This is a genomic window from Arthrobacter sp. MOO21 (assembly GCF_057369995.2).
The window spans coordinates 1,219,232-1,243,314 of the sequence record NZ_CM170671.2; the positions used below are offsets into that span (position 1 = coordinate 1,219,232).

General features: G+C 67.2%; 24 protein-coding genes. 9 read left to right on the top strand and 15 right to left on the bottom strand.

The features are described from left to right. Window positions 1-37: 37 nt before the first annotated feature. Entirely contained in the window at window positions 38-295 is a 258-nt protein-coding gene (locus AC2JAJ_RS05570; protein WP_486416573.1) for a hypothetical protein, read from the bottom strand. Window positions 296-729: 434 nt separating this feature from the next. On the opposite strand from AC2JAJ_RS05570, the gene AC2JAJ_RS05575 reads away from it, so the two are divergent. After that, a complete protein-coding gene (locus tag AC2JAJ_RS05575; RefSeq protein WP_486416572.1) occupies window positions 730-2,319 on the top strand; it encodes an MFS transporter in 1,590 nt (529 codons plus the stop codon). Window positions 2,320-2,537: 218 nt separating this feature from the next. Further along, on the top strand, window positions 2,538-3,662 hold the full coding sequence (locus AC2JAJ_RS05580) for an FUSC family protein (RefSeq protein WP_486416571.1): 1,125 nt from the start codon (window positions 2,538-2,540) through the stop codon (window positions 3,660-3,662). Here the strand turns inward: AC2JAJ_RS05580 and AC2JAJ_RS05585 are convergent. The 5 genes from AC2JAJ_RS05585 to AC2JAJ_RS05605 are packed head-to-tail and all read right to left on the bottom strand — an operon-like array spanning window position 3,630 to window position 9,748. After that, window positions 3,630-4,403, bottom strand: coding sequence for an SDR family NAD(P)-dependent oxidoreductase (locus AC2JAJ_RS05585; RefSeq protein ID WP_486416570.1), 774 nt, complete (start codon window positions 4,401-4,403; stop codon window positions 3,630-3,632). The two genes, AC2JAJ_RS05580 and AC2JAJ_RS05585, sit on opposite strands and share 33 nt — an antisense overlap. Window positions 4,404-4,429: 26 nt before the next feature. Beyond that, complete coding sequence (locus tag AC2JAJ_RS05590) at window positions 4,430-6,289, bottom strand: IucA/IucC family protein (RefSeq protein ID WP_486416731.1); 1,860 nt, start codon at window positions 6,287-6,289, stop codon at window positions 4,430-4,432. Window positions 6,290-6,291: 2 nt separating this feature from the next. Next, entirely contained in the window at window positions 6,292-6,855 is a 564-nt protein-coding gene (locus tag AC2JAJ_RS05595; protein WP_486416569.1) for a GNAT family N-acetyltransferase, read from the bottom strand. Continuing rightward, window positions 6,852-8,192: a lysine N(6)-hydroxylase/L-ornithine N(5)-oxygenase family protein gene (locus AC2JAJ_RS05600; RefSeq protein ID WP_486416568.1), complete on the bottom strand. Its 1,341-nt coding sequence runs from the start codon at window positions 8,190-8,192 to the stop codon at window positions 6,852-6,854. The genes AC2JAJ_RS05595 and AC2JAJ_RS05600 overlap by 4 nt, the downstream gene beginning before the upstream one ends. Next, window positions 8,189-9,748 (bottom strand): pyridoxal phosphate-dependent decarboxylase family protein, encoded by a 1,560-nt coding sequence (locus AC2JAJ_RS05605; protein WP_486416730.1) that lies wholly within the window; start codon window positions 9,746-9,748, stop codon window positions 8,189-8,191. Before AC2JAJ_RS05605 ends, AC2JAJ_RS05600 begins: the two co-directional genes overlap by 4 nt. Window positions 9,749-10,181: 433 nt before the next feature. On the opposite strand from AC2JAJ_RS05605, the gene AC2JAJ_RS05610 reads away from it, so the two are divergent. Further along, window positions 10,182-10,511, top strand: a complete 330-nt coding sequence (locus AC2JAJ_RS05610; RefSeq protein WP_260323443.1) for a hypothetical protein — start codon at window positions 10,182-10,184, stop codon at window positions 10,509-10,511. Window positions 10,512-10,554: 43 nt separating this feature from the next. Here the strand turns inward: AC2JAJ_RS05610 and AC2JAJ_RS05615 are convergent, their stop codons facing one another. The 7 genes from AC2JAJ_RS05615 to AC2JAJ_RS05645 form a co-directional block, all read right to left on the bottom strand. Continuing rightward, window positions 10,555-10,884, bottom strand: coding sequence for a GNAT family N-acetyltransferase (locus AC2JAJ_RS05615; RefSeq protein WP_221385296.1), 330 nt, complete (start codon window positions 10,882-10,884; stop codon window positions 10,555-10,557). A 15-nt stretch (window positions 10,885-10,899) separates the two neighbouring features. Next, window positions 10,900-12,237, bottom strand: a complete 1,338-nt coding sequence (locus tag AC2JAJ_RS05620; RefSeq protein WP_486416567.1) for an acyltransferase family protein — start codon at window positions 12,235-12,237, stop codon at window positions 10,900-10,902. A gap of 85 nt (window positions 12,238-12,322) precedes the next feature. Continuing rightward, window positions 12,323-12,727 carry a DUF1304 domain-containing protein gene (locus AC2JAJ_RS05625; protein ID WP_221385294.1) on the bottom strand — a complete coding sequence of 135 codons (405 nt, stop codon included), beginning with the start codon at window positions 12,725-12,727 and terminating at the stop codon, window positions 12,323-12,325. A gap of 46 nt (window positions 12,728-12,773) precedes the next feature. Further along, a complete protein-coding gene (locus AC2JAJ_RS05630; RefSeq protein ID WP_486416566.1) occupies window positions 12,774-13,637 on the bottom strand; it encodes a class II fructose-bisphosphate aldolase in 864 nt (287 codons plus the stop codon). Then, window positions 13,637-15,055 (bottom strand): GntP family transporter, encoded by a 1,419-nt coding sequence (locus AC2JAJ_RS05635; protein WP_486416565.1) that lies wholly within the window; start codon window positions 15,053-15,055, stop codon window positions 13,637-13,639. The genes AC2JAJ_RS05630 and AC2JAJ_RS05635 overlap by 1 nt, the downstream gene beginning before the upstream one ends. A gap of 167 nt (window positions 15,056-15,222) precedes the next feature. Then, window positions 15,223-16,122, bottom strand: coding sequence for an NAD(P)-dependent oxidoreductase (locus tag AC2JAJ_RS05640; RefSeq protein WP_486416564.1), 900 nt, complete (start codon window positions 16,120-16,122; stop codon window positions 15,223-15,225). 52 nt (window positions 16,123-16,174) lie between these two features. Then, the gene (locus AC2JAJ_RS05645; RefSeq protein ID WP_486416563.1) at window positions 16,175-17,659 is read right to left on the bottom strand and encodes a four-carbon acid sugar kinase family protein; all 1,485 of its coding nucleotides are present in this window, start codon (window positions 17,657-17,659) and stop codon (window positions 16,175-16,177) included. 173 nt (window positions 17,660-17,832) lie between these two features. Between AC2JAJ_RS05645 and AC2JAJ_RS05650 the strand changes: the two genes are divergently transcribed. Continuing rightward, window positions 17,833-18,537, top strand: coding sequence for a FadR/GntR family transcriptional regulator (locus AC2JAJ_RS05650; RefSeq protein WP_473694864.1), 705 nt, complete (start codon window positions 17,833-17,835; stop codon window positions 18,535-18,537). A 120-nt stretch (window positions 18,538-18,657) separates the two neighbouring features. Then, complete coding sequence (locus tag AC2JAJ_RS05655; RefSeq protein ID WP_221385289.1) at window positions 18,658-18,870, top strand: dodecin; 213 nt, start codon at window positions 18,658-18,660, stop codon at window positions 18,868-18,870. Window positions 18,871-18,962: 92 nt separating this feature from the next. Here the strand turns inward: AC2JAJ_RS05655 and AC2JAJ_RS05660 are convergent, their stop codons facing one another. Next, on the bottom strand, window positions 18,963-19,169 hold the full coding sequence (locus AC2JAJ_RS05660) for a hypothetical protein (protein WP_221385288.1): 207 nt from the start codon (window positions 19,167-19,169) through the stop codon (window positions 18,963-18,965). 135 nt (window positions 19,170-19,304) lie between these two features. Beyond that, window positions 19,305-20,204 (bottom strand): helix-turn-helix transcriptional regulator, encoded by a 900-nt coding sequence (locus tag AC2JAJ_RS05665; protein ID WP_486416562.1) that lies wholly within the window; start codon window positions 20,202-20,204, stop codon window positions 19,305-19,307. A gap of 197 nt (window positions 20,205-20,401) precedes the next feature. Between AC2JAJ_RS05665 and AC2JAJ_RS05670 the strand changes: the two genes are divergently transcribed. From AC2JAJ_RS05670 to AC2JAJ_RS05685, 4 genes are all read left to right on the top strand, one after another. Then, entirely contained in the window at window positions 20,402-21,223 is an 822-nt protein-coding gene (locus AC2JAJ_RS05670; protein ID WP_486416561.1) for an aldo/keto reductase, read from the top strand. Between the two features lie 68 nt (window positions 21,224-21,291). Continuing rightward, a complete protein-coding gene (locus AC2JAJ_RS05675) occupies window positions 21,292-22,263 on the top strand; it encodes an aldo/keto reductase (RefSeq protein WP_221385285.1) in 972 nt (323 codons plus the stop codon). After that, window positions 22,257-23,282, top strand: coding sequence for an SDR family oxidoreductase (locus AC2JAJ_RS05680; RefSeq protein ID WP_486416560.1), 1,026 nt, complete (start codon window positions 22,257-22,259; stop codon window positions 23,280-23,282). The genes AC2JAJ_RS05675 and AC2JAJ_RS05680 overlap by 7 nt, the downstream gene beginning before the upstream one ends. Window positions 23,283-23,331: 49 nt before the next feature. Next, entirely contained in the window at window positions 23,332-24,063 is a 732-nt protein-coding gene (locus tag AC2JAJ_RS05685) for a TetR family transcriptional regulator (protein WP_486416559.1), read from the top strand. Window positions 24,064-24,083: the final 20 nt, after the last annotated feature.

Sequence of the window (24,083 nt, forward strand, 5' to 3'; positions counted from 1 at the left end):
GTCGCAGGTTTTTGCTGCCGCAGGCTTAAGGTGCTGCCTACGACGAGTGCGGCATCTGCGGCCGCCCGGTCCGGTGCACCGCCGTGACCGCGGCTTCGTGTCCCATTCGGCCGTGGCCACCGTACTGTTCCTTCGGGTGCCGCCGCTTCCCGCTGCCGTCCGGCCACGCGCTCTGCTGCGCAACGGGCATCCCGCCGATGGCCGCAGGACCAGGCACGGCGGACGCCCGCATTGCTGCCGCAAGGTGGTCAGCCACCTCCGGTTTGATGCGGGGCCGGTTGTTGTCTTCACCCATTTTTGTTCTTCCCTTCTTCCCTTCGGTCTTCGCTGAAACGAAACGCTGAAACAGGCGCCGGGCGCGCGCGGACTACCGCCCGAAAAGAAGTGTTTCCATCGCTCCACGATAGGCACCCGGCGCGCTCCTGTGAACCCCTCCGGACCGTGTGGCCCCCGTCACTTTTGGGGCACCGGCAGCCCCCAGACCGGCCCGGAACAGGCATGAGCAGGAAAATTTTTGGTAACGAAGCTGTTGATCAGCCTGCTTCCCAGTAATGGCGCGGGAAAAGCAGGGATAAAAAACCGTCGGAGCAACCCTGCAACGGCCTCAAAAGGGCGCACTCTACGCCATTGAACTGTCAGAACGCCACAGGCATCGCGTAAAATTGAAGGCCTGCCCGGAGCGGGGCAGCTACAAGTCGCAAGCAAATGACCTCCACAGGAGTTGCCCAAATGCCCACAGACCGAAGCATGACCGACTCTCCAGCAGGCGCCAGGAACGCCAGCGGAACCAACCCTGCAGCCTCCGCGGCTGCCAAGAAGTCCCGGCTGCTGCCACGCCGCCGGCTCAAGGAATCCGACGTCAACGTGGTTGACCAGCCGATGCTCAAAAAGGCCCTCGGCGGCACCATCGTCGGCAACACCATGGAATGGTACGACGTAGGTGTCTTCGGATACCTGATCACCACCATGGGCCCGGTGTTCCTCCCCGAGTCCGATCCCACCACGCAGACGCTGTTCCTGCTTGGCACCTTCGCCGCAACCTTCATTGCACGTCCCCTGGGCGGCGTGATCTTCGGCTGGCTGGGTGACAAGATGGGACGCCAGAAGATTCTGGCCACGACCCTGATGATCATGGCGGCCAGTACGTTCGCCGTCGGGCTCCTGCCCGGTTATGCGCAAATAGGGCTGTGGGCCGCTGCACTGCTGGTGTTCCTGAAGGTGGTCCAGGGCTTCTCCACCGGCGGTGAATACGCCGGCGCCACGACGTTCGTCAGCGAGTACGCCGCCGACAAGCGCCGCGGCTTCTTTGCCAGCTTCCTAGACCTCGGCAGCTACATGGGCTTCGCCATCGGCGCAGCCCTGGTCTCGGTCCTGCAGCTCACCCTGGGCCAGGCCACCATGGAGGACTGGGGCTGGCGCATCCCCTTCCTGGTTGCCGGTCCGCTGGGTCTGATCGCCGTCTATTTCCGGAGCAAGATCGAGGAGTCGCCGCAGTTCCAGGCCACCCTTGACGCGCAGGAAGAGAACGCCAGGAACGCATCTGCCGGTGACACCGCCGTGGCAAAGGGCCCCGTGGGTATCGTCAAGGCCTACTGGCGCCCCATCATCGTCGCCATGGTCGTCGTGGCCGCCGCCAACACCGCGGGTTACGCGCTGACCTCCTATATGCCCACTTACCTCACCGAGTCCAAGGGCTACGACGAGGTCCACGGCACCCTGCTGACCATCCCAGTGCTGGTGGTCATGAGCCTCTGCATCCCGCTGACGGGCAAGCTGTCCGACCGGATTGGCCGCCGTCCCGTGCTCTGGATCGGCGCTCTCAGCACCGTTGTCCTGGCCATTCCCGCGTTCCTTCTGATCGGTGTGGGTGCCGTCTGGTCCACACTTACCGGCCTGGCCCTCATCGCGTTCCCGGTAACCTTCTACGTGGCCAACCTGGCTTCGGCCCTGCCGGCCCAGTTCCCCACGTCCAGCCGCTACGGAGCCATGGGCATTGCCTATAACTTCGCCGTTGCGATCTTTGGTGGGACCACCCCCTTCATCGTGGCCGCGCTGATCGGCGCCACAGGCAACGACATGATGCCTGCCTATTACCTGATGGGCACGTCCCTGGTGGGCGCTATCGCCATCTTCTTCCTGAAGGAGTCCGCCAACCGCCCGCTCCCGGGTTCCATGCCCAGCGTGGACAGCCAGGAGGAAGCGAAAGAGCTGGTGGCCACCCAGGACGAGAACCCGCTGATCAACCTGGACGAACTGCCGTTCGAGACCGTTGACGGCACGGATCCGCACGCGCAGCGCGGGGTTCCGGCAGGCGCCTAGCCTCAGTCCCGGGCACGCTTGTAGCCCACGCTCAGAAGGCCCGTCCAGCGTGCTTCCTTGGGGGAAGCACGCCGGGCGGGCCTTTGCGCGCCTGGAGTTTCCTTTTGTGACCGCCGCCCGCCGGGGAATATGACGCGGCCCGCCGGCCGGTGGTACGTTCCCAAGGGCCCCCCGGGGCCGTTGCAGGACAGAGGAACAGATACAGGACGGGTCGGTACATGAAGCGGGTGGCGGAGCAGGTGCGCGCACTCCACCGCCTGGAACCGGCCAATGCCGACCATCTTGCCGCCCTCCGGGTGGCCGCCAGCGTTGCCGTCCCGTCCATGCTCCTGATGGCGGCGGGCCGGACGGACCTCATCATCTATGCCGTGTTCGGCGCCCTCACTGGCATGTACGGCCGCTCCGAACCCCACCAGCTGCGCCTGCGCCACCAGGGCCAGGGTGCCCTGGTCCTGCTCAGCGGCGTGGCGGTCGGCACGGCCCTGGCCCTCTACCACCTCCATTCGTGGTGGCTGGTGGCTGTGGAGGCCACACTGGCTGGAGTGGGTTCGGTCTACTCCGACCGGGTACGCCTGAAGCCGAACGGCCCCTTCTTCGGGATCCTGGCCTTGGGCTTCTGCGCTTCCGTCCCCTTGGCCGTGCCCTGGTACACGGCAATGCTGATCGCGGCCGGATCATCGGTGTTCTCGATCCTGGTCGGGTTCAGCGGCTGGATCCGCCGCAGGTCGTGGCAGCCGGGCGCGGTCCGCGCCGCGCCACGACGTTCAGCGGCACGCCGCCGCGAGCTGCTGATCCACGCCGCGAGATACGTGCTGGCCGTGGGCGCTGCCGGGACGGTGGGAGTCCTCAGCGGCAGCGGCCACCCGCACTGGGCCATGGCAGCCGCCGCCGTCCCGCTGGCCGGCGCGGACCTGCCCAGCAGCGTCCGCCGCGGCGTCCACCGCATCGTGGGGACGTTCGTGGGACTGGTGGTCACCGCCGTCGTCATCCTTCCCGCCCCCTGGACCCTGGCGGGGCTGTACCTTTCACATCAAGGGCCCGCGCACCAGGCCGTGGTGCTGGCACTGCTGGTGATCCTTTTCCAATTCACCACGGAGCTGTTCATGACCAGGCACTATGGCCTGGCCATGGTCTCCTTCACGCCCGTCATCCTGCTGATCACCCAGCTGGCTGCCCCTGCCGACCCCCAGGTCCTGATCCTGGAGCGGGCGGTGGAAACCTTGGTGGGCGCACTCACGGGCATCCTGGTAGTGGTGGCCGTCCGCCGCGCAGGTTCACGGACCTGGGCAGGCCTGCTCGGGTCCCCGCGACTATCGGGGCTTCCGCGCCGGTCCCGCCATTAGCCTGGCCGGCGCCACCCTGGCCACCGCCGCCACCACCTTGTACCGCTTGGACGGGATGGACACGGCTTTACCGTTCGCGTTGTCCGCCAGGCCCTCACGGACCACCCGCTCCGCCCGCAGCCACGTCCAGGCGGGGGCGACCGACTTGTCCATCCCCATCCGGTCGTGGAATTCGGTATGCGTGAAACCGGGGCAGACGGCGGTGACCTTGATCCCGCGCCTGCGGTAGGCCATGTTGGCCCAGCGGCTGAAACTCACCAGCCACGCCTTCGCGGCCGAGTACGTGCCCCGGGGCAGGAACGCGGCCACGCTGGCCACGTTGATGATCCGCCCCTCCCCCCGTTCCAGCATGCCCTCCAGCGCCGCGTGCGTGAGCACCATGGCTGTCTCGGTATGCAGCTTCAGGTGGCTCTTTTCCTCCCCCACGTGGTTGTCCTCGAAGTTGTGCAGCAGGCCGATCCCCGCGTTGTTCACGAGCATCCCCACCGGGCGCCGGGCGTCCTTGAGGCGTTCGACGACGGCGGCCACGTCGTCGTCGTCCGTCAGGTCGGCGGGAAGCACCTCAGCCGTGATTCCGTAGCGCCGCCGCAGGTCCTCCGCTGTTTCTGCAAGCCGGGACGCATTGCGGGCCACCAGGACCAGGTCGTGGCCCTCGGCCGCGAGCTGCCTGGCGAATTCATGGCCGAGCCCTGCGCTGGCCCCGGTGACGAGTGCGGTTGTTCGGAAGCTGGATGGCGTCATGCTGCAAGCCTAGCCAGATGCGGCGCCTACCGGCCCTGGAACCGGGCCAGCGGATTGGCCAGGCGCCCGGCTTTCTGCAGCCCGCCAGAGGGATCGGCAAGGTCCAGCATGTGCTGGTTGTTCCGCAGCTGGAGCCGGTTCAGGCAGGACAGCTCGAAGTCCGGGGCGAAGAGGTCGTGACGTGCGAACTGGTCCGCGAGGTCGGGGTGCTGCCGCTGGTAGTCCCGGATCGCTTGGGCGGCGGTCCGCCAGAAGTCCTCCCCGGACAGCATTCCGTCTTCCTCAAGGAGCGCGGCCAGGAAGCGGAAGATGCAGTCGAAGACGTCCGTAAAGATCGCCAGCACCTGGTCCTCGTCCGGAACGTCAGCCTTGATCCGCGACACCTCGTCCGGCAGGTCCACCCGGTCCCCCATCACCACGATCTCCTCGGCGATGTCCTTCATGATCGCCCGCACGGGCACGCCGTCTTCGAGGACCAGGATGACGTTTTCACCGTGCGGCATGAACGCCAGTCCGTACCGGTACAGGCAGTGCACCAGCGGGATGAGGTAGGCCTCGAAGTACCGCCGGAGCCAGTCGGCAGGAGCGAGTCCCGACCGCCCAATCAGGGCGGAGGCCATGGGCTTGCCGGCTGCGTCAACGTGCAGGAGCGAGGCCATGGTGGCCAGTTGCTGGCCATCCCGGAGCAACGGCAGCGGACTTTCCCGCCACAGGGCGGACAGCATCTTCCGGTAGGGGGAACCCTCGGCTGAGCCAGCCTCGTAACAGGGGTTGTGGTATCCGACGGCGGCCACCTCGCCGATCATGGTAAAGCCACGGCGCTGCAGCGCCTCGTCGGATGTGATCAGCGCCCGCAGCCAGTCGTTGATCGCCGGCGTCGCCTTCATGTACTGCGGCGAAAGTCCCCGCATGAAGCCCATGTTCAGCACTGACAGGGCCGTCTTCACGTAGTTCCTGCCCGGCGCGCTGGTGTTGAAGAAGGTCCGGATGGATTGCTGCGCCTGGTACTGGTCAACACCGGTGCCGAGGTAAACGATGCGCCGGCCGGCAATCTCCGCAGCGAAGGTAACCGCGAGCTTGTTCTCCCACTGCCAGGGGTGCACCGGCAGAAGGAAGTAGGCGGCCGGGTCCAGGTCCTGTCCCTGCAGCACGGCGTGGAAGGTACCCAGCAGCGGCCCGAGTTCGGCGGCCAGGTGCGTTGCGTAATCAAGCCCGGCGCTGGAGGTGAAGACGGCGTAGCCGCGGTGCACGGCAATCCACTCCAGCTGCACCGGGGCGCCGGTTTCGGGTGCGAACGCGTGGTAGTCGGTAATGCCGAAGCCCAGCCTTCCGTTGTTGGCAACAAAGCAGGGGTGGCCCTCGGTCATGCTCCGTTCGATGGCCTGGAAGTCGGCGGCCACGTCACCGCCGCGGGTCACTCCTGCCGCCAGTTCGGCGGCGGGCGGGTGCCCGGCCGCTTGCTTGTAGGCGTGGCTGGCCAGGGTGCTGCTGATTTCCTCCAGGTACACCGGGAGCATCCCGATCCTGATGCCCAGGACCTCGTGGAATATGGTGATGAATTCGACGGCGTCCAGCGGCGCCTCGGTGCCGCGGTGGAAGTGCCGGATGGACGCGGCATCAATGGACCAGTGGTCCAATTCCAGGACCCGGGCATCAAAGCGGTACTCGTGGGCGCCGTCGGGGCTGCCTATGCGGTAGCTGCCGGGCTCCGGCGTGGAGACCGGCTCCGGGCGAAGGATCCGTTCGTGCGAGAACTCCGCGAGCGCTTTGCGGAGCAGGTGCCGGTTGGCCGCTTCCCAGCGGCCGGGGGTGAGGTGGGAGACCGACGAGGGGGACGCGGCGGGAAGAGCCGGGGCCGGGAGGGCAAGTGGTTGGTGCAGATCGATGGTCACAGGAGTGCTCCATTGCTATTCGGAAACGGGACAGCCAAGGTCCGGGCGGCGAGATAGTCGTGGCGGCTGCAAAAACTCAGCAGTGCGTCCTTGCCTGGAAGCGCCACCACGCTGGCAGCGCGGAAGCCAAGGCGTTCGTTGAGGGCGTGGACGCGGCTGTTCCGGACGTCCGGTTCCACCACGATCCTGTCCACCCTGGGTTTGGCGAACAGCCGGGCCAGGACGGCATCCATGACGGCGGTGGTGAAGCCGGCTTCCAGGGCGCCCGACGGCGGGGCCACCAGCAGGTGCATCCCCATGTCGCCGGGCAGGACCGGGTACACCGCGGCCAGTGGCGAGGACGCTGGAAGGTACTCCTCCATCAGGAAGGCGGGCGCACCGCCCTCGAGCCCCAACAGGGCACGGTGGTGCCCGCCCGCCTGGATTGCTGCGTATTCACGCGCAACGTCCTCCACGCTGGCTGACAGCATCCCCCAGAACGAGGCGTAGGGCTGCGTCACCCAGCTGTGCAGGAGCGGGGCATCTGCCATGGGGTGGACGTCGCGGAACGTGAACCTCATACCGTGGCCCCCGCCGGGACCGCGGCGGGCACGCCGAACTGCTGGAAGGCGATGCTCCGCTCCACGGGGTACACCTCGCGGCCGGTGATTTCGCGCAAAATGCAGGAGTTGCGGTAGGCGCCCATGCCGAGGTCGGGGGTGGCAAAACCGTGGGTGTGCAGTTCGGCGTTCTGGACGAAGATCTCGTTGGGTTCCACGCCGATGCTGTAGTTCCGGTCCACGGCGAACCGGCCGGCGCTGTCCCGGGCGATCCGGCCTTGGACGCCGGCGAGGAACGCAGGTTCCCGGTAGCCGTAGCCGGTGGCGAAAACCACGGCTTCGCTGTCCAGGCTGTAGGAGTGGCCTTGCTCGTGGTGGTGCAGGTGCAGTGTGTAGGTTCCGGCGGCCGCGTCCCGTTCGGCACCCGTGAGGGTGGAAGAAGTCAGCAGCCGGGTGTCCACCATGCCGGTGAGGCTCCTGGTGTAGAGCAGGTCGTAGATGGCGTCGATCAGGTCGGAGTTGATGCCCTTGTACAGGTTCTTCTGCGTCGTGTTGAGCTGGTCGCGCTGCTCCGGCGGGAGGTTGTGGAAGTAGTCCACGTACTCCGGGGAGGTCATCTCCAGGGTCAGCTTGGTGTACTCGAGCGGGAAGAACCGGCCGGAGCGCGTCACCCAATCCAGCCGGTAGCCGTGGGCGTCGGCTTCCTGCAGGAGCTCGTAATAGATCTCCGCCGCGCTCTGGCCGCTGCCGATGATGGTGATGCTGCGCCGCTGCTGCAGTTCGGCCTTCCGGGCCAGGTAGTCGGCGTTGTGGATGGCCAGTCCCCCATTTCCGGCGGCCGTGGCCGGCAGGATCCCCTCAGCGGCGGCCGGGACGTACGGGGAGGTGCCAGTGCCGAGCACCAGCCGCCTGGCAAAAATTACCCCGGGACCGTCCGGGCCTGACACGGACAGCCGGTACGCGCCGTCGTCGTACGCCGTTTCCAGCACGGTTGTGCCAAAACGGACGGAGTGCAGCTGCCCGGCCACCCACTGGCAGTACTGGTTGTACTCGGCCCGCAGCGGGTAGAAGTTCTCCCGGATGTAGAAGCGGTACAACCGGCCCGTCTGCTTGAGGAAGTTCAGGAATGAGAATGGCGAGGTGGGGTCGGCCATGGTCACCAGGTCCGCCATGAACGGGACCTGCAGATGGGCGGGCTCCAGCATCATTCCGGGATGCCAGTCGAAGGTTTCCCGCTGCTCGAGGAAGACCCCGCTGAGGCCTTCCACCGGCTCGGCGAGGGCGGCCAGGCCCAGGTTGAAGGGGCCGACGCCGATAGCGGCGAAGTCGTGCACCACGCCGTTGATGGAGGTGCTCATGCGGCTGCCCCGCCTTCGAGGAGGCCGGCGCCGGTGCGGCGCAGCAGGCCGATGATCCCGGAGATGTCCTGGAGGGTGGCCTCCGCATTGAGGAGGGTGAACTTCAAATAGTGCCGCCCGCCCACCGTGGTGCCGGCCACCACCGCTTGGCCGGAGGCGAAAACAGCGGCGCGGATGGCGGGGTTGAGCGTGTCGGCGGCCTCCTCGGCGAGCCGCTCGCCGTTCCCGAGGCGCGGGCGGTAGCGGAACACCAGGGTGCTGAGCTGCGGCGGCGCCGCGAGTTCGAAGTCATCGTCGGCTTCAAGGAGCGAACCGACCTGCCCGGCGAGGTCGATGGCTTCATCGAACAGCGCGCCGATGGCATCCGCCCCCATGATCCGCAGGGTGAGCCAGAGCTTCAGGGCATCAAAGCGGCGGGTGGTCTGGATGCTCTTGTCCACCTGGTTGGGGATCTCGGCGAGCGCCGCACTCTCGGGGTTCAGGTAGTCCGCGTAGTAGGTGACGTGCCGCAGCATGCTGCGGTCAGCGACCAGCAGGGCGCTGGAGCTGACGGGTTGGAAGAAGGTCTTGTGGAAGTCGACGGTGACCGAGTCAGCGAGGCCCGTCCCGTCCAGGAGGTGGCGGTAACGCCCGGAGGCCATCAGGCCGCCGCCGTACGCGGCGTCGATGTGGAACCAGGCACCGTGGGCGCGGGCAAGGGTGGCGAGCCCTGCGAGCGGGTCCACCGCGCCAAAGTCCGTAGTCCCGGCGGTGGCCACGACCGCCATGGGCACCAGCCCGGCGTCGCGCGCTTCCGCCATGGCCCGGGCCAGCTCGGCCGGGTCCATCCGATGGTCCGGCGTGCAGGGGACGCTGACGACGGCGTCGTAGCCCAGGCCCAGCATCGATGCCGACTTCCGGATGCTGAAGTGGCTGTCCGCCGAGGTGAAGATGCGCAACGTGTCCAGCAGGGCCGGGAGACGGAGGCTGCTGCGGGCGGGATCGCGGCGCAGGCCTGCCACCGCGTGGTTGCGGGCGATCAGCAGCGCCTGCAGGTTGGACTGGCTGCCGCCGGAGGTGAAGATACCGTCGGCGTTGCTGCCCAGGTGCAGCCGCTGTGCGGTCCAGTCGATGAGGCGCCGCTCGATCATGGTGGCGCCGGCGCTCTGGTCCCAGGTATCGAGGGAGGAGTTGACTGCGGAGAGGACCGCCTCACCCACGAGGGCGGGGATCACCACGGGGCAGTTGAGGTGGGCGGCGTATTTGGCGTCATGGAAATAGACGGCGTCGCGCAGGTAGACGTCGTCGAGTTCCTGCAGTGCCGCGGCCGTATCCGGCAGCGGCATGTCCAGGTCAACAGCGCCCACGCGCGCCGCCAGGACGGCAGGTTCGACGCCGGTGAACGGGCGGGTGGTCCGCTCCACTTGGGTGGCGACGGCATTGACACCCTGCAGGACCTGGGCCACGTACCGGGCGGAGTTCCTGGCGTTGAAGAGGTGGTTGGTTGCCCCGAGCGCCAGCTCGAGCCGCGAACCAAAGTCCTGCTCCTGCCGGCCGCCTGCGTCCGGCGGATTCATCGGAAGGGACCCATGCAGGGAAAGCGGGTCATCAACGGGCGGGGCGTCGAGTCGGGGCAGCAGCGGCACAGGGTTTCCTTCTGTTGACGTTCGTAAGGCAAGGCAAGCCTTACTTAGGTAACCCTTTTAGTCAAACTTTTGTGATGTATTTCTTGACGTGCAATGATCGAACGGCCATCAGTCTGAGCTGGGGAAACGCCGACCAAGCCAATGGGGGTGGGACGCGGCCAAGCCCGGCACAGCCCGTCCGAGCGGCAGCCCGAAGGGGTAGTGGCAGCCCAGGGCAGCACCCCAAGGGGGTGCGCTGCATCACATTCGATTTGCGAAGTGATTAGTAAGCATGCTTTGCTTATGGGGCAAATGAACCTCCGCAAGCAGTTCGCGGCGGGGCTGCCGACGAGGGTGGCTCCGTGAAAGAAGCCCAAGGATGACCATGATTACCACCGCAACCGAACATCAGCTGACCGCGCCTGGGGAGCGCACCGATGCGGCTGAGCGCCTTTTGACCGCCACCGTACCCGTGGACGCAGGGCTTCTGGTCACCATGAACTCGCGGATGCATTGCCGCATGCCAATGGAGCGCGTGGACTACGGGGAACTGCCCGTCCGCCAGCCTGTCTACGTCGACGGCACCTCGGTGGTGGCACTGCATGCCGGATCAGCGCCCGAAAGCGTGGTCACCTACCGCTGCGCGTGCGGCTTCACGCTCGATGACCCCGGCACCGGGTTGTCCCTGCCCGAACCGGCAGCCCTGGCCAGCTGACGAGGCACGCCGGCTGCGGACAATCCGGTTGGCGCCGGCCCGGCTAGCGCTCCGGCCAGTCGACGAACTGTTCGTAGCCCTCGTGCTTGCGCAGGTAGCTGGACATGAACGGGCAGTGCGGGATGATGCGTTTACCGGTGGCCACGACGTCGTCCAGGGCGAAGTGCGCCAGCACCCTGGCCAGGCCGCGGCCCTCGAAGTCCTTGCCGGTTTCGGTGTGCGTGAAGTCGATATGCCCCGGAAGGTCACGGAAGAAGGCCTGGACGGCGAGCTTGCCGTCCACCAGCAGCTCATAGCGGTGATGCGCGTCGTTGCGCCGGAGGGAAACGTTGGCGGTGAACTCATCCTCTGTGGACATGGTGTTCTCGGTCATGGTCTGACACTGGCACTACTTCACTCCGCTGGCAATGCCCCCGCCGCCGCGCCCCCGTCCTGCCACAGGCTTCGGTATGCGGCGCCGCCGGCGGACCGGCAAGCCACCGAGGAGCAGGATCGCCACGGTGAAGCACAGCGCGCCGGCGGCCAGCAGTCCCAGCGAAAGTCCGCTGAGTGCGGCGTCCGCCACCGGAAGGAAGACCACGACGACGGCGGCCCCCGCCGAGGCGGGCCGGCAGCGGTAGGCCTGCGGCGCCGTCGGGCGTTCCTCCAGGCGCCCGAACGCAACCGCTACCGGCAGCAGCAGGAGGACCAGCGCCAGGACCACTACAGGCCGTGACCACCACCACTCAGGCGTTCCGGCGGCAGGCTTGTAAACCGGGGTGAGCAGCAGCAGTCCGGACATCCCCACCAGCAGCGGAAGATGCCAGAGATAGACGGTCAGCGAGCGGCCGCCCACCAGTCCCAGCAGCCGGCGCACCCAGCCGACCGCCGCCAGCGGGCCCAGCGCCGGCCGCGCCAGCTCCATTGCCGCCAACTGGGCCACGCCCAGCAGGAACAGGGTGAGGTTGGGCGGGTTGAGGTTCACCAGCATGTTTCCCGTGTACAGCCCGAGGCCGGTAACAAGGCCCAGCACGAGATTCGCGGCAACAGCCATGCCTGCCAGGCCGGAACGGGAAAGCCTGGCAAAGTGGCCGTCGGCGGCCAGGAACCCAAGCTGCTGCACGGCGCACCAGACGAAAACCAGGTTGGCATAGGAAAGGGCCGGCAGCGCGCCGCGCAGGCAGTCCACAGCCACCACCAGGGCGGTAAGCAGGCCGAGGGCCAGCCATGGCGCCCGGGCGTGGAGGGCGGCCAGGACCGGAATGTTCAGCTGTGCCGCGAGGTAGGCTGCCAGGAACCACAGGGGCATCGCGGCGCCCGCGGCCATCAGCTGGACCGCCTGGCGGTCCACGCCCAGCACTGCCGCCGCCCCCAGCCCCAGGACCATCACGGCCAGCAACGCGGTGGCGGGCAGGAGCAGGCGCAGCAGCCTGGCACGGATGAACTGCGCCGCAGTGCCCCCGCTTCCCTTGAGCCGCCGCCAGGACTGCAGGCCGGTCATGCCTCCCGTGACGAAAAACAGGGGCATCACCATGAAGATCCAAATGACGGGAACAAACCAGTCCTGCACGGCGAGCGTGTTCTCCGTGGTCACCGTGCCGTCCGGGTGCAGTACCGGGCTGACCATCATGGAGTGTCCCACCACCACCAGCGCCAGGCAGGCGAAGCGGACAAGGTCGATGGCCGGATCACGGCCGTTTGCCGGGTCCGGCCCCCTCGGTGTCCCCCGCTTGCTGGCGCCGCCCACGGTGGGACCTACTGAGACCTGCTGCTGCCCACAGCACTATTGTGCCCCCACCACCGGCGCTGTCTACGGTCTTTCGCCCCGACCGTCAGGACAGCACAGCGGCCAGCCCCAGCACGACGGCGAGCAACGGCAGGGTGCCCTGGGTCGCAGCGGCGCGGAGGTACTTCCGTCCGGTGACAGCCAGGACGGCGGCGGCCAGGAGCATGGATCCGCAGCTGCTGAAGACCAGGGTCCAGCCGGCCACCGCCTGCCCTGATCCCTGCCCGCCAAAGGCCACCAAGCCGATCCCGGTAAACGCCCCGATGGCGAGGAACAAGTTGTAGAAGCCCTGGTTGTAGGCCATGGGAGCGGTGGTGTCCGCGTCCGCCTGCGAGGCCACGCCGAAGCGCTTCCACGTGGCAGGCCTGGTCCAGGTCACGGACTCCATGCTGAAGATGTACACGTGGAGTGCGGCGGCCAGGAAGGCAAAAAGAAGGGAGGCCAGGATCATTGCTCGATCCTAGCCTCCCTGCCTGGCGGCTTCGCGGGCCTTGCAGCTACCGTGCCAGCGTGGCCAGCGTGGTGGTGGCGAAGTCCCGCGCGCTGTTGTTCCACTGGCCCAACAGGCCCTGGAGGTTCTCGCCGTCCGCGCGGTGGGCGGCGAGCTGGTCCTGCAGTGTGGCGAGCACGCCGGTCCGCAGTTCGGTGTTGAAGTTGACCTTGCCCACGTTCATGGCGGCGGCCTTGACCAGTTCTTCGGCGGGAATTCCCGAGGCGCCGTGCAGCACCAATGGGATGTGGGTCCGCACCGCGATGTCCTGCAGCACGTCCCAGCGGAGCCGCGGCTCGCCCTTGTACTTGCCGTGGACATTGCCGACGGCGACGGCCAGCAGCTCCGCTCCGGTGCGGGAGACGAAGTCCTCCACCTGCGCGGAATCGGTCAAGCCGGCCACGTCCGCCCCGGACTGGTCCGCCGGCTGATCGGCGGAGAAGGCGCGGTCCTCGTCGCCGGCCAGGCCGCCGAGTTCAGCTTCGAGCACGACGTCGGGGCCCAGCAGGGCGCGTGCGGCCCGGACCAGTGCGATGTTGTCCTCGTAGGGAAGGGACGATCCGTCGGCGAGGACGGAATCCGCCCCTGCCGCGACGGCGTCGGCCATCACCTTCAGGTCGCTTGCGTGGTCAAGCTGCACCGCGACCGGAACCGCAGCGGCGTCGGCCAGGCCGCGGAGGGCCGCTATGAGGCGCAGACCGTTCGCCGTGGCGGCGGTCCTGGGTGCCACCAGCAGGATGGCGCCCCGCCCGGACTCTTCTGCGGCTGCCACCACGGCCAGCGCGGTGGTGAAGTCGTAGCAGGTGAAGGCCGGAACAGCGGAACCCTGCTGGAGGGCGGACGTGACCAGGTGGTCGAGTCGGGTTCGCATCAGACGCCCAGGCCTCCCACCAGGATCCAGACCAGGAAGGTCAGGACGAAACCGGCCAGGCCCAGGATGGTGGTGAGGACGGTCCAGGTCTTCAGGCCGTCGGCGACGGAGAGCCCCAGGTAGCGGGTGACGATCCAGAAGCCGGAGTCGTTGACGTGGCTGAGGCCGAAGGCTCCAAAGCCGATGGCGACCAGGATCAACGCGGTTTGGATGGGTGAGAACCCGCCACCTGCAACGGACGCGCTCAGCAGTCCGGCCGTGGTGATGATGGCCACCGTCGCCGACCCCTGCGAAGCCCGCAGGATCGCCGCGAGGATGAACGCCATGACGATGACGGGCAGGCCAGCGGTCTGCAGACCCTCCGCCAGTGCCTTGCCGATGCCGGAAACCGTCAGGACCTTGCCGAACACGCCACCGGCGCCGGTGACCAGGATGACGATTGCAGTGGGGGCCAGTGCCGAGTCCATGACTTCACCGGTGTGCTGCGAGGACCAGCCGCGCCGGATGCCCAGGAAGTAGTAGGCCAGGCCCAGTGCGGTGAGGAGCGCAATCAGGGGTGCGCCGACAAAGGCGGCAAACTGCGCCGGGAAGGAATCCTTCGGCAGGACGACTGCGCCCACAGTGCCCAGCATGATCATGAGGATGGGGAGGACGATCAGCGTGATGATCATGGCAGGGCTGGGGGCGGTCTTGACCTGGGTCTTGACGGCAACCTGGGAGCTGCCCTGCGCGGCTTCCTGCTCGACCTGCGAGGTGCCTGTTCCGAACAGGCGGAACTGCTCGGCGGTGGCGGGCAGCATGGAGAACTCGCGCCGGTTCAGCTTCCGCGCAACGAAGTAGCCCAGGATCCCGACGGGAATGCAGAGCACGAGGCCCAGGATGGTGGCCCAGCCGATGTCGGCACCAAGGATGCCGGCTCCACCCACTACGCCGGGGTGCGGGGGAACGACGACATGGATGGCGAGCATGATGGCGCCCACGGGCAGGCCGATCTTGACGGGATTGACCCCGGCGGCCTTGGCGAAGCCGTAGATGATGGGGATCAGGATGATGAATCCGACGTCAAAGAAGACGGGGATGGCCAGCAGGAACGCGGCAGCGGTCAAGGCCGCGATAATCCGCCTGGGGCCCAGCAGCTGGGTGAACTTGCCGGCAAGCGACTGTGCGCCGCCGGATATTTCAATCATCTTGCCCAGCATGGCTCCCAGGCCCACCAGGATGGCGACGGAACCGAGGGTGCCGCCCATGCCGTCAGTGACGGTCTTGATGACGTCCGGCAGCGGAATGCCGGCCACAAGGGCCACCAGCACGCTGACGACAAGCAACGCCAGGAAAGCCGGGATCTTGAATTTAATGACGGCCACCAGCAGCAGGGCGACGCCTGCGGCTGCTATGGCCAGGAGAGCTAATGCGCTCATGGGATGTCTCCTTTGACGTGCCGGCCTGGGGGAAGGCGGGCAGCAGGTCTTACGGCGGGGATAAACGTTGCGGGACGGCGCCGGCAACGCTGGGAGGTACGGCGACGGCGAAGGGGGGACCGCCGTCGTCGTACCTGGTACGGGGAAAGGCTTCCTGGTGCGCCGGGTTACGTGGTGCGCTTGGCGGGGGCAACCACCTTGATGACCGCCGAGTCATCGCCGGCGGCGAGGCCCTGGGCCTGGCCCAGCAGGTAGAGCTGCTCGGCGGCGGCGGCAACGGGGGCTGCCAGGCCGGCGGCGCGGGTTGCCTTGCCCACGATGCCCATGTCCTTGACGAAGATGTCCAGGCGGGACAGGACCTCGGCGCCGTCCTCGTTGTACGCCTCGAGGATGCGCGGGCCGCGGTTGGACAGCATGAAGGAGCCGGCGGCCCCCGCTTCCAGGGCAGCCAGGGTCTTGGCCTGGTCCAGTCCGAGCGCGTCGGCCAGGGCAAGGGCCTCCGCGGCGGCGGCAATGTGGACGCCGCACAGGAGCTGGTTCACAGTCTTCAGCGCCTGGCCGTCGCCGGGGTTGTCGCCCACCACGGTGAGGGTGGAGGCGAGCAGGTCCAGGGCCGGCGCTGCCTTTTCGCGGGCTTCGGGGGAAGCGCCGACGACGATCAGCAGGTCGCCTTCGCCGGCGCGCTTGGGGCCGCCGGACAGCGGGGCGTCCACCAGGTCCACGCCGTATTCGGCCAGCTTGGCGACCGTAGCGGGGATGGCGTCGGTGCCCACGGTGCTGCCGAGGATGACGACGGCGCCCGGCTCAAGCACCGAGGCCACGCCGTTTTCGCCGAAGAGGACGTCGTTGAGCTGTTCACCGTTGCGGACGGCCAGGAGCACGGCGTCGGCGCCCTTTGCAGCCTCACGGGCTGTTGTGAAGGTGGTGATGCCGGCTTCTTCGGCGAGCTTGAGACGGGGCTCGGCGATGTCGAAGCCGTGGACGGTCAGCTGCGAAGCCAGGCGGGTGGCCATGGGCAGGCCCATGGCGCCAAGGCCCAGGACGGTGACGGTGTAATTGCTGGTCATGGTGTTTCTCCGTTGAATTCTTGCGGGAAATTGGGGTTTGTTCGACGCGCCGTCAGAATGCGGTGCTGAGTTTGCGCGTGACCTGGGCGAGGGAGTCGTCGTCGCCCACGTTGCCGGCGAAGACGATGTACGGGATGCCCTTGGCGGGGCCGTCCACCGGTTCCCAGAGGCTGACGATGCCCGGGAGCATGGGGCCGCGGACAATGGCGTGGCGGATTTCCAGGCCGTGGGCTGCCACGTCGGAGGAGGTGATGCCGCCCTTGGCGATGACGAACCGGGGTGGGAAGGTCTTAAGGGTCCGGTTCACCACGTCGACGACGGCGGCCGAGACGGTGCGCGCGATCCGCAGGCTTTCGGCAGGGTCGTCCGTCTTGATGAGGAGGCGGCTGGTGTGCACGATGACGTCGCCGGCGCGGAGGGCTTCGACCACGGCGTCCACCGTTTGGTCCAGGTGCGCCTTGGCTTCGGATTCATCGGCGAGGAGCTTCTCGACGTCGATCTCGATGATGCGCGCGGAGCTGTGTTCGGCGGTGAGGACGTTGAGCTGGCGGGTGGTGAGTCCCACGTGCGAGCCCACCACGATCAGGCCGCCTGCTTCCGACGGGGTGTTGCCCGCGTAGGCCTCTTCGGCTGTCAGCGCGGTGCGGACTTCCTGGCCGATGCGGCCGCGGACAAACGGCGGGCCGACACGGTAGAGGAGCTTCTTGCCGCGGCGTTCGGCCTCTTCAAGACCCAGGGCGAGGGCACGGAAGTCGTTCTCGGTGACGATGTCGGCCACGATCGGGGTGGAGTCTGTGGCTGGTTCCAGGGCGTCGGCGATGGCCTTCGCGGAGATGGCAGGATCCTGGGCGGAGGCGCCGGCACGGATGATGTCCAAATCCAGGACAATCACGGACTCTGCGGGGAACCGGCCCTGCGACTTTTCGGCAACGTACTCTGCCATGACGGACGTGCTGAAGCCAAAGGTCGCATCTTTGGCGAACTCGGTTTCGGAGACGGGAACCAGGGTGCCCTTGGCGTCGCCGGTGCCGCGCATGTAGTGGACACCGCCGACGGTGACGCGGCCGGCGTCCGGGAAGGCCGGAACGATGACGACGCCGTCGGTTGTTCCGCCGCCGGCCTCGGCAACCGTGGCTGCGATGACGTCCGGTTCCAGGGGGTAGTGGCCGCGGAGGGTGGAGTCGCTGCGGCTGACGAAGCCGAGGCGAAGCTTGTCGGGCGAACCTGCCGCGGCAAGCGCGTTGCGGACGACTTCTTCATTGCGTGCCGCTGCCTCCGCCGGATCAAGGCTGCGGGTGTTGGTGAGGACGTACACGGCGTGCTTGCCCTGGCCAAAAGCCCACGCGAAGTCTTCCACTTCCCAGCGGGTGAGCACGGGCAAATCCGCCACTGACTGCGTGCCGGTGGGGTCGTCGTCGAGCACTACCAGGACGCGGGGAACTTCCGCGTTGGAAGCGGCCAGCGTGGCGGCAACCAGCGCTGCCGGGATATCCAGTTCTGCCGGGTAGGCGGCCAGCATGTCGGCTTCATGCGTCACAGTGCACTCCGTTGTGTTGCGATCCGGGGATCGGGATCCTGATGTAAAGGTAACTGTAAGATGTCTGACATCTTGCATTTGAATGTTAGTGTGGCACACGACATAAGGACGCGCAAGTAGACTTGTCTGACATATCCGCCGGGCGTGGGCCGGGAGCAGGAAGCGGGGGAAATATGGCAAGGAAATCGCTGGTCGGCATCGTGGCCGACGAGTTGCTGGACCGCATCATCGAAGGCGAGTTTCCGCCCGGGGCCACCGTGCCCGGAGAGCACGAGCTCAGTGCGCGCCATGAAGTCAGCCGCATGACGGTCCGCGAAGCGATGAAGACACTGCAGGCCCAGCACATCCTGAGTGTGGAGCGGGGCCGGGGCACATTCGTCAACCCGCTCAGCCGCTGGACCTCCCTCGAGGCAGTGCTTCGCGCCGCCTCGGAAGGCAAGAACGACGCCGATGCCTCCATCCAGCTCATCGAACTCCGGCGAATGCTGGAGACCGGGGCCTGCGAACTGGCCGCCGGGCGGATCTCGGAAGAGGACATCGACTCCCTCTTCGCCCACGTCTCGGCAATGAAGGCCGCCCACAGCATCAACGACGTCGCCGCCTTCGTGGAAGCGGACCTCGCTTTCCACGACGTGATCCTCCGCGCCTCGGGCAACGTCTTCGTGTCCGTGCTGTTCGAGCCGCTGCACCGGGTGCTGGAGAAGCGGCGGACAGAAACATCGGCCGTTCCCACCATCCAGGAACACGCCATCGGCCATCACCAGAGCATCGCCGAAGCCCTGCAGTCGCGGGACGCGGTCAGGTCACGGGAAACGATGGACGCGCACATGCAGCAGACCCTGGACGACCTGAAGAACCTGGTGCTGGAGGCCCGGTAGTCCCCCACCCGGGACTTGCTGCCGCTCCGGGCCCCAAGGGTCTGGCCAACGCTCCCGGAGTCCTACTAGGCTTCAGGGACGGCCCGCAACCGGGGGCATCGACGATCACGAGGAGCGAAGTTGTCCAACCACACGTACAGCATTTCTGAAATTGTCGGCACCTCCACCGAGGGCGTGGACGATGCCGTCCGCAACGGCCTCGCCAAGGCATCCCAGACCCTGCGGCACCTCGACTGGTTCGAGGTCAAGGAGATCCGCGGCCACCTGGAAGAGGGCAAGGTGGCGGACTGGCAGGTCACCATCAAGATCGGCTTCCGGCTCGAAGAGCACTGACCAACACAGAGCACTGATTCAAGCAAAACTGACCCGCAGCCGGCGGAGTGTCAATGACGCCGGCTGCGGGTCAGTTCTGCTTTAGGGATGGCTTAGTTCGCGGTGCCCGGGCTCCGGCGGCGCCAGACTGTTGGGACGCCGTCGAACGCAGGAAATACGTGGCCTTCGAAGAAGGAGAGCACGGTATGCGGATCAAGTTCCGGGCTCCACAGGCCTGACGCGGGGCAGTGCGAGCCGGTGGCAGTGGACGCGGCGCCGGCAGACGCCTGGCGCTCCTTCAGCAGGGCGATGCGTTTCATCGTTGAGACCATCCTTGGGGCGGGAACCTTGTTTCTCCAGCCTAGGAACCCCCGGCCCCGGGACCAATGGGCGGCTGGCCAGAATTGGGCACCCTCTCTGGACAAATGTACAGAAGAAGCACTCCCGGGGACGCGTTACTCCGCGCCAGCACCGTCGGCGGCCGGGGCAGGCCGCCGTTCCAGGGCGGTCCCGGCCGCCGCCCCCAGGCTGCCAAGGAGGGCCAGTGCGTCCGACGACGGCGAACCGGGCCGGGCGGAATATACCCGCAGCATCTGGTCGGGGTCCTCAGGCAGGATGAGGTTTTCAAAGTTCAGTTCAAGGTCACCCACTGCCGGATGGTGCAGCCGGACGGTGCCGGCCGAGCGGGTGGCCACGCGGTGGCCCGCCCACCACTGCCGGAAATGTTCGCTGTGGACCGCCAACTCCCCCACCAACTGGTTCGCCTGGGGATCGTTGGGGTGGCGCCCCACGTCCAGGCGGAGGGAGCCCGCAGCTTCGGCAGCCACGGTCTTCCAGTCGCGGAAAAGTTCCCGCGCCGCGGGGTCGAGGATCGTCCAGCGGGCAAGGTTCCGCTCGGCGGCGGGCAGCGCGGTGAAATCCGTGAAGAGCAGGAAAGCCATCCGGTTCCCGGCAAGCACGTCGCTGCGCCTGCCCAGCACCATGGCGGGGACATCCCCCACCGCATCCAGGAGCTGGCGGAGTGCGGGCCGGACCCCCTGGGCTGCCGACGGGCCGGACTCACGGGGAGAGCCCGCACAGTTTTCGAGCAGGTCCAGCATGTGTGCGTGCTCGCTGCTGTCCAGCCGCAACGCCCGGGCCACCGCGTCCAGGACTGTGCGCGAAGGGTGGATATTACGGCCCTGCTCCAGCCGGACGTAGTAGTCGGTGCTGACACCAGCCAGCCGCGCCACCTCTTCCCGCCGCAGGCCAGGGACCCTGCGGGAACCGTTGGTGGGGCCGGTTCCGGCCACCTCCGGACTCAGCCGCGACCGCATCGCTTTGAGGAATTTTCCGAACTCGGCGCTTTGACCCATGGTCCCCATTCTGCCTGCCGTATCGGGCATCGTTCTACAACGAAGGTAGGACTGGCAATCCTAGGAAAAACAGGATCAGCCTTGCCTGCTGACTTAGCGGCCAAAAGTGCATAGGCTCAGGAGTGAGCCAGCGGAAACCGCTTTCTCGCTGTCGAGCATCCGGCACTGATTCCACCACCACCGTTCAAGGAGCACCCATGTCAGAGCTGACACTGAACAACGGCGTCACCATCCCGCAACTTGGCTTCGGCGTTTTCCAGGTTCCGCCGGAAGATACGCAGCGCACCGTGGAGGACGCGCTGGAGGCGGGCTACCGCCACATCGACACCGCGGCCGCCTACCGCAACGAGGCCGGGGTGGGGGCGGCGCTTGCCGCCACCGGCATCGCACGCGAGGACATCTTCATTACCACCAAGCTCCGCAACGGCGAGCAGGGCCGGGCGCAGGAGGCCTTCCAAAACAGCCGGAAAGCGCTGGGCCTGGACTTCATCGACCTCTACCTCATCCACTGGCCCGTGCCGTCGCAGGGACTGTTCGTGCAGGCCTGGAAGGAGATGGAGCGGCTGTACGACAACAAGGAGATCCGCGCCATCGGTGTCTCCAACTTCCTCTCCGACCACCTGGACACCCTGCTGGAGTCCGCCGAAACCGTCCCCGCCGTCAACCAGATCGAGCTGCACCCCAGCTACCAGCAGGCGGACCTGGCGGCGAAGTGCCGAGGCCTCGGCATCGCCGTGGAGGCCTACAGCCCGCTGGGGCAGGGCGGGGACCTGAACGGAAATGCCGTCACGGCAATCGCCAACGCGCACAACGCCTCCACCGCCCAGGTTGTGCTGGCCTGGCACCTGGCCCAGGGAAACATCGTCATCCCCAAGTCGGCGAACCCTGACCGGATCCGGGAAAACTTCGCGGCATCCTCCCTGACGCTGTCCGACGACGAACTGGCCGCCATCACGGCGCTGGAATCCGGTGCCCGCATCGGTTCCGATCCCGCCGTCGCCTCCTTCACCCAGATGTGAATCCCCACAGTCTCCACCGGCCGGCAGGCCAACCCCATCCGGCAGGCTCCCCGAAAGGAACTCCTTCCATGCAGTACACCCACCTGGGCCGCTCCGGCCTGAAAGTCTCACGCCTTTGCCTGGGCACCATGAACTTTGGTCCGCAGACGGAGGAAGCGGACGCGCACAGCATCATGGACTCGGCCCACGAATCCGGAATCAATTTCTTCGACACCGCCAATGTCTACGGCGGCGCCGGGCACCGCGGCTGGACCGAGGAAATCATCGGGCGCTGGTTCGCCAAGGGCGGCGAGCGCCGGGAGCACACCGTGCTCGCCACCAAGCTTTACGGCACCATGACGGACCGGCCCAACGAATCCAAGCTCTCGGCGCTGAACATCCGGCGGGCCCTGGATGCCAGCCTCAAGCGGCTGCAAACCGACTACATCGATGTCTACCAGTTCCACCACATCGACCGGGACACCCCCTGGGATGAAATCTGGCAGGCCGTCGAAGTGGCGGTCCAGCAGGGCAAGATCCTTTACTCGGGCAGCAGCAACTTCGCCGGCTGGCACATCGCCCAGGCACAGGAAGCAGCCCGCCGCCGGAACTACACCGGCCTGGTCAGCGAGCAGTCCATCTACAACCTCTTCATGCGCCAGGTTGAGCTTGAAGTCATCCCGGCCGCGCAACAGTACGGGCTGGGCCTGATCCCTTGGTCTCCCCTCCAGGGCGGACTCCTTGGCGGGGTGCTGAAGAAGGAGCGCGAAGGCGTGCGCCGCACCGAAGGACGGGCCGCTGAAACGCTGAAGAAGCACCAGGACCAGATCCGCCAGTACGAGGATTTCGCGGATGAACTGGGCCACGAACCCGGCGATATTGCCCTTGCCTGGCTCCTCCACCAGCCCGCCGTGACGGCACCGATTGTGGGTCCGCGGACTCAGGAACAGCTGGACTCGGCGGTCCGCGCCCTGGACGTCAGCCTCGACGCCGACGCCCTCAAGCGGCTGGACGACATTTTCCCGGGACACCGTACGGCACCGGAAGACTACGCGTGGTGACCCCACCCGAGGCCGCAGGCACGGTGGCGCCGCGGAGCATCCTTTTCATCGGCGGCACCGGGGTCATCAGCGCGGCGGCGGCAGAACGCGCCGTCGCGCTGGGCCACCGGCTGACCATCCTGAACCGGGGACAGTCCACCAGGCCCGTCCCCGATGGCGCGGAAGTCCTGCACGCGGACATCCGCGATGCGGCGGCGGTCCGCGACGTGCTGGGCGGGAGGACGTTCGACGCCGTCGCGGACTTCATCTCGTACACCCCGGACCAGGCGCAAACCAGCATGGACCTGTTCAGGGACAGGGCCGGGCAGTACGTCTTCATCAGCTCGGCGTCCGCGTACCAGAAACCGCCCACCCGGCTGCCGATCCTGGAATCCACGCCGCTGAAGAACCCCTTCTGGCAGTATTCCCGGGACAAGATCGAGTGCGAGGAACTGCTCTTCCGCGCCTACCGGGAGCAGGACTTTCCGCTGACGGTGGTGCGGCCGTCACACACCTATGACCGCACCAAGATCGCCATGGTGGGCGGCTGGACGGATGTCCACCGGATGCGTGCCGGGCTCCCGGTCATGGTCCATGGCGATGGCACCTCGTTGTGGACCCTCACGCACAGCCGTGACTTCGCCAAGGCTTTCGTGGGGCTGCTCGGCCGGCCGCAGGCTGTGGGCGAGAGCTACACCATCACCTCGGACGAGTACCTGCCATGGAACCAGATCTACCGGCTCTTCGCACGGGCGGCGGGCGTGGCGGAACCGGAGCTGGTGCACGTGGCGTCCGAAACCATTGCGGCGCACGACCAGGAACTGGGCTCCAACCTCCTGGGCGACCGGTCCCATTCCGTGGTCTTTGACAACACGAAGATCAAGTCCCTGGTCCCGTCGTACACCGCCACCATCCCGTTCGCGGACGGTGCCCGCGAGATTGTCCAGTGGTTCGACAGCCACGCGGAGCTGCAACAGGTGAACGAGGACTACATGCAGCTTTCGGACAAGCTCACCAGCTGGGCCCGCAGGGGCGCCTGAGGAGCGGGCACCCGGGGAGGAGCCCTGCCCGTGTGCTAGATTTCGGCGCATGACCGCCAACGCCGAGGGCCGCAATGCCGACGAACCGGTCGCCGCCGCGATCGGGCTGCTGGCGCGCCAGGGTTTCGATGCCACGTCCGTGGAGGGGCTGGCAGAGGCTGCGGGCATGAGCCGCAGCACCTTCTTCCGGAAGTTCGGCTCGAAAGAGGACGTGGTCTTCGCAGACCATGAGCGGATCCTCGGCCACGTGAACGCCCTGCTGGCGGGATCAACGCAGGACCCCCTGGCAGCGATTTGCGACGCGGCACTGCTGGTCTTCAACCACCACCTGCGGAATCCGGAGACTTCCCGGGCGAGGTACCGGCTCCTGCAGGCGGTACCGGCCCTCCGGGACCGCGAGCTGGTTACCTCCCACCGGTACGAGCGGGCGTTCCTGCGGCACGTGATGGACGGGCTGCCCGACGGCGGCGCGCATGAACACACGGCAGTCGCCTTCGCGGCGTCAGTCGTTGCCGTGCACAACGCCTTCCTCCGGGAGTGGCTTCGCGCCGGCCCTGAAGCGGCGGACGACGCCGCGGCCGGGGCCCCTGATGCAGCTCCCGGCGACCGGAAAAGGGCCGCCTCCCTGGCCACCGAACTCCATGCCTTGTCCCGGATGTTCCGTCCGGTCCTGCTTGGCCGGGGGCGCGCACCCCAGCCGCCCACCGTCGTCGTGACCGTGCTGGCGGACGCCGTGGACAAGGAGGCCATTGCCCAGGCGGTTCGTGACGCCCTTCCCTGAGTTGTTCCCTGACCCGCATA

Excerpts from the sequence above, each read along its gene's own strand:
- AC2JAJ_RS05605 (WP_486416730.1), bottom strand. The coding sequence starts at position 9,748 with ATGAATCCGCCGGACGCAGGCGGCCGGCAGGAGCAGGACTTTGGTTCG.
- AC2JAJ_RS05610 (WP_260323443.1), top strand. The coding sequence starts at position 10,182 with ATGATTACCACCGCAACCGAACATCAGCTGACCGCGCCTGGGGAGCGC.
- AC2JAJ_RS05575 (WP_486416572.1), top strand. The coding sequence starts at position 730 with ATGCCCACAGACCGAAGCATGACCGACTCTCCAGCAGGCGCCAGGAAC.
- AC2JAJ_RS05640 (WP_486416564.1), bottom strand. The coding sequence starts at position 16,122 with ATGACCAGCAATTACACCGTCACCGTCCTGGGCCTTGGCGCCATGGGC.
- AC2JAJ_RS05685 (WP_486416559.1), top strand. The coding sequence starts at position 23,332 with ATGACCGCCAACGCCGAGGGCCGCAATGCCGACGAACCGGTCGCCGCC.
- AC2JAJ_RS05635 (WP_486416565.1), bottom strand. The coding sequence starts at position 15,055 with ATGAGCGCATTAGCTCTCCTGGCCATAGCAGCCGCAGGCGTCGCCCTG.
- AC2JAJ_RS05665 (WP_486416562.1), bottom strand. The coding sequence starts at position 20,204 with ATGGGTCAAAGCGCCGAGTTCGGAAAATTCCTCAAAGCGATGCGGTCG.
- AC2JAJ_RS05600 (WP_486416568.1), bottom strand. The coding sequence starts at position 8,192 with ATGAGCACCTCCATCAACGGCGTGGTGCACGACTTCGCCGCTATCGGC.
- AC2JAJ_RS05580 (WP_486416571.1), top strand. The coding sequence starts at position 2,538 with ATGAAGCGGGTGGCGGAGCAGGTGCGCGCACTCCACCGCCTGGAACCG.
- AC2JAJ_RS05625 (WP_221385294.1), bottom strand. The coding sequence starts at position 12,727 with ATGATCCTGGCCTCCCTTCTTTTTGCCTTCCTGGCCGCCGCACTCCAC.
- AC2JAJ_RS05650 (WP_473694864.1), top strand. The coding sequence starts at position 17,833 with ATGGCAAGGAAATCGCTGGTCGGCATCGTGGCCGACGAGTTGCTGGAC.
- AC2JAJ_RS05615 (WP_221385296.1), bottom strand. The coding sequence starts at position 10,884 with ATGACCGAGAACACCATGTCCACAGAGGATGAGTTCACCGCCAACGTT.
- AC2JAJ_RS05595 (WP_486416569.1), bottom strand. The coding sequence starts at position 6,855 with ATGAGGTTCACGTTCCGCGACGTCCACCCCATGGCAGATGCCCCGCTC.
- AC2JAJ_RS05670 (WP_486416561.1), top strand. The coding sequence starts at position 20,402 with ATGTCAGAGCTGACACTGAACAACGGCGTCACCATCCCGCAACTTGGC.
- AC2JAJ_RS05660 (WP_221385288.1), bottom strand. The coding sequence starts at position 19,169 with ATGAAACGCATCGCCCTGCTGAAGGAGCGCCAGGCGTCTGCCGGCGCC.
- AC2JAJ_RS05675 (WP_221385285.1), top strand. The coding sequence starts at position 21,292 with ATGCAGTACACCCACCTGGGCCGCTCCGGCCTGAAAGTCTCACGCCTT.
- AC2JAJ_RS05570 (WP_486416573.1), bottom strand. The coding sequence starts at position 295 with ATGGGTGAAGACAACAACCGGCCCCGCATCAAACCGGAGGTGGCTGAC.
- AC2JAJ_RS05585 (WP_486416570.1), bottom strand. The coding sequence starts at position 4,403 with ATGACGCCATCCAGCTTCCGAACAACCGCACTCGTCACCGGGGCCAGC.
- AC2JAJ_RS05630 (WP_486416566.1), bottom strand. The coding sequence starts at position 13,637 with ATGCGAACCCGACTCGACCACCTGGTCACGTCCGCCCTCCAGCAGGGT.